Source organism: Synechococcus sp. R6-10, assembly GCF_047461815.1.
Taxonomy (GTDB): Bacteria; Cyanobacteriota; Cyanobacteriia; order Thermostichales; family Thermostichaceae; genus Thermostichus.
In genome coordinates, this window is record NZ_JANSHW010000288.1 from 1 (window position 1) to 1,887 (window position 1,887).

The 1,887-nt window shown below is 59.0% G+C and carries 3 protein-coding genes; 2 read left to right on the forward strand and 1 reads right to left on the reverse strand.

What is annotated here, in order from left to right; genetic code table 11:
• Positions 1-261: hypothetical protein (locus NW837_RS08820; protein ID WP_414330755.1), on the forward strand; the 261-nt coding region annotated here is incomplete at its 5' end.
• Positions 262-318: 57 nt separating this feature from the next.
• Positions 319-1,167, forward strand: a complete 849-nt coding sequence (gene purU, locus NW837_RS08825) for a formyltetrahydrofolate deformylase (protein WP_414330758.1) — start codon at positions 319-321, stop codon at positions 1,165-1,167.
• Here purU and NW837_RS08830 read toward each other — a convergent pair.
• A partial coding sequence (locus NW837_RS08830) for an ABC transporter ATP-binding protein (protein WP_414330760.1) occupies positions 1,168-1,887 on the reverse strand: 720 nt, incomplete at its 5' end.

A 1,887-nucleotide genomic window follows, 5' to 3' on the forward strand; every position in this document is an offset into this window, starting at 1 on the left:
ATGGCCCGCTTCAACCCCCTTTGCTTCGGCCTGGAAATCACGCGCCTGTTCGAGCAAGGGCAGTCCTACTTTGCTCCTGCCAAGGTGGAGACCTGGCTGCGGCAACATGGCCAAAACCCGTCTGACTATGAGATCTCGTTTCACCAGGAACTGCCCCCTGCCGGCTCTTCTGCGGCGATGTGGATTCGCATCGACTTGAAGCGTTGGGATGGCCAGCCGGTGGATCCCTGGCTATTGGAAGAGATCAACCGGGTAGGTTGAGAATGGATTGCTCTTGGGGAGAGCCAGTCCCCACAAAGTTGAGGCTGTTGTCTACCGATGCCCAGTGCCACCCTGTTGGTATCTTGCCCCGATCAAAAAGGGCTGGTAGCCAAGCTCTCCAGCTTCATCTACAGCTACGGCGGCAACATCATTCACGCCGATCACCATACGGATCCCGAGGCAGGACTGTTCTTGAGCCGCATCGAGTGGGACTTGCAGGGCTTCCAACTGGAGCGAGGGGAAATTGTCCCCGCCTTTTCGGGTATTGCCCGTGGGATCCAAGCCAACTGGGAACTGCATTTTTCCGACACTCGCCGTCGCATTGCGTTGTGGGCCAGCAAGCAAAGCCACTGCCTTTTGGATCTGATCTGGCGGCAAAGGGCGGGAGAACTGCCCGCCGAGATCCCCTTGATCATCAGCAATCACCCCGACCTGGAATCGGTGGCCCGCTCCTTCGGTATCGATTACTACTACATCCCCGTTTCTCCAGAGGGCAAAGCCGCAGCCGAAGCCCGTCAGCTCGCTCTCCTGCAGGAATATCGAATTGACCTGGTGGTGTTGGCCAAGTACATGCAGGTCTTGAGTGGGTCGCTGCTCCGCCAAGCCCCGCCGGTCATCAACATTCACCATTCCACCCTGCCCGCCTTTGCCGGAGCCAACCCCTACCACCGCGCCCATCAACGGGGGGTGAAGATCATCGGCGCGACTGCCCACTATGCCACCGAAGATCTGGACGAAGGGCCGATCATCGAGCAAGACGTGGTGCGGGTCAGTCACCGCGATACCGTTGCCGACCTCGTCCGCAAAGGCCGCGACATGGAACGCCTAGTCCTGGCACGGGCAGTTCGGTATCACCTGGAGAATCGGGTGCTGGTGTACCACAACAAAACGGTGGTGTTTGCCTGATCAGCCCGCGGGCGCAGCGTCGCTCAACGGGATCCCTTTCTGGTTTCGTAGGAGAGCCAAGATCTCGTCCTTCACCTCTTGGAAGGAAGAAGTGCGCTTGAGACTGTAGTCGCGCCGACTGGGGAAATCAACCCGGAGCTCCCGTTTCACCCGCCCAGGATGGGACGTGAGTACATAGATGCGCTGGGCCAGAAAGACGGCCTCTTCCACATCGTGGGTAATCATCAAAATTGAGGTGCGCGTGCGCTGCCAGAGATCCAGCAAAAACTCCTGCATCGTCTCCTTGGTTTGCACGTCCAAAGCGCCAAAAGGCTCATCCATGAGCAAAATCTTCGGCTGGGCCGCCAGAGCTCGGGCAATGGCCACCCGCTGCTGCATACCGCCCGAAAGTTGCCTGGGCAGGGCCTTAGCAAAACGCTCTAGACCGACGATCTCCAGAAAATAATCCACACGGGCTTCCCTTTCCTGCCGTTTTACCCCCTGCAATTTCAGGCCAAAGCCGACGTTCTCCGCCACGGTCATCCAGGGGTAGAGGGTGTAGGACTGGAACACGACTCCCCGATCCGCTCCCGGCCCAATCACCGGCTCCCCATCGACGCTGATGGATCCTCGGCTAGGCTGCTCCAACCCGGCAATCAGGCGCAGTAGGGTGGTTTTACCAGAGCCGGAAGCCCCCACCACACAGACAAACTCCCCCGACTCCACATGCAAATTCACCCC